This window comes from bacterium (genome assembly GCA_036524115.1).
Taxonomy (GTDB): domain Bacteria; phylum JAUVQV01; class JAUVQV01; order JAUVQV01; family DATDCY01; genus DATDCY01.
This window is the reverse complement of record DATDCY010000067.1, coordinates 1-1,642: the sequence shown is the minus strand read 5'-3', so window position 1 is coordinate 1,642 and position 1,642 is coordinate 1. Positions and strand designations below refer to the sequence as shown.

The window sequence follows — 1,642 nt, the reverse complement described above, 5'->3', positions numbered from 1 at the left end:
CTCGTCGCCGCGCTGCGCCGGCGCGGCGCGCAGGTCGCCGTCGGGGACAACCCGGGGGCGCGCGCCTACGGCTCCTCGCGGCGCTGCTTCGCGGACGCCGGGCTGCTCGCGGCCGCGGGTGACGCCTTCGTCGAGCTGGGGGCGACGACGGCGCGGGTCCGGCTAGCCTCCGGGACCGTCGCCGACGCGGTCGTCTCGCGCGCGGTGCTCGAGGCCGACTACCTGGTGACGGTGCCCAAGCTCAAGACGCACTGCCTGACCCTGCTGACCGGTGCGGTGAAGAACTCGTACGGAATCCTCGCGGGCGCGGAGAAGGCGCGGCTGCACGCGGCGGCCCGCACGCCGGCGCGCTTCGCCGCGGTGCTCGCCGACGTCTGCGCCGTGCGGCGCCCCGACCTGGCCGTCATGGACGCGATCGTCGCCATGGCCGGCGACGGGCCGACCCATGGCAGGCCTCACCCGCTCGGCCTGCTGCTCGCCTCCGACGACCCGGTCGCGCTGGACGCCACGGCGGCGCGCATCATCGGCGTGGCGCCCGAGCGGGTCGAGCACCTGCGCGCGGCCGTGGCGCGCGGTCTCGGGCTGCTCGCCGCCGAGGCGATCCGCGTCGACGGCCCCGCGGAGCCGGCGGCCGGTTTCGCCCTGCCGTCGACCTTCCGCGCCGGGCTCCTGACCTGGGCGGCCAACGCGGTGGTCTTCAATGTGCTGCGCCGTTCCCGTTTGCGGGTGGATGTGCGAGAATGCCGCCGCTGCGGCGCGTGCGCGGCCGCCTGCCCCACGGGGGCGATGGAGCAGCGCGCGGGCGGGTACCGCATCGACGAGGCGCGCTGCCAGCACTGCTACTGCTGCGCGGAGCTGTGCCCCGCGGGGGCGGTGGAGGTGCTGGGGGCGGTCGGGGCGCTGCTGAGGGGGCGGATGTGAGCGGGGGGGACGGCATGGCGGGAGGACGGCGGGAGATCGAGGTGCGGACCCGGTGGCGGACCGAGGTCATCGACATCACCGACCAGGTGCGCGACCAGGTGCGGGCGGCGGCGATCGCGCGGGGGTTCGTGCACTGCTTCGTGCCGCACACGACGGCGGCGATCACCCTCAACGAGCGCAACGACCCGAAGGTGGCCGCCGACCTGGCGAACCACCTCGAGCGGCTCGTTCCCTGGGGGGCGGCGTGGACGCACCCGGGCAACGCCGCGGCGCACGTCAAGGCCAGCCTCGTCGGCCACGCGCTCGTGCTCGCGGTCGAGGACGGGGAGCTGCAGCTCGGGCAGTGGCAGGGGATCTTCCTCTGCGAGTTCCACGGGCCGCGCGCGCGGACCGTGCGCCTGAGCATCCAGGCCTACGGCCCGTAGGGAGGGGGGCGGAGGGGTCCGGTGGCGAGCCCGGAGAAGGACATCGCACAGCTCGAGACGCTGCTGCGCCAGCTTGCGCGGGAGTATGACCTGTTCCTCTGCGGGCAGCAGCGGATCCCGCCGGAGAAGATGGAGAAGGAGGTGCAGGCGCTCGTCGGCGCCTACGCCAGCCGCCCGCTGCAGAACTCGACGCTGAGCTTCAAGTACAATTCCCTCGTCGCCCGCTACAACGCCCAGAAGACCGTCTGGTCCCGCCGCCTGCGCGAGCGCGAGGAGGGGCGCGGGCCCCAGCCGCG

3 protein-coding genes are annotated in these 1,642 nt (G+C 75.1%); all 3 read left to right on the top strand.

Annotation, left to right across the window (positions count from 1 at the left end):
• Nucleotides 1-921: DUF362 domain-containing protein (locus VI078_03180; GenBank protein HEY5998286.1), on the top strand; the 921-nt coding region annotated here is incomplete at its 5' end.
• Nucleotides 918-1,346 (top strand): secondary thiamine-phosphate synthase enzyme YjbQ, encoded by a 429-nt coding sequence (locus tag VI078_03175; GenBank protein ID HEY5998285.1) that lies wholly within the window; start codon nt 918-920, stop codon nt 1,344-1,346. The genes VI078_03180 and VI078_03175, both read left to right, overlap by 4 nt.
• A gap of 21 nt (nt 1,347-1,367) precedes the next feature.
• On the top strand, nt 1,368-1,642 hold a 275-nt coding region (locus VI078_03170), incomplete at its 3' end, for a hypothetical protein (protein ID HEY5998284.1).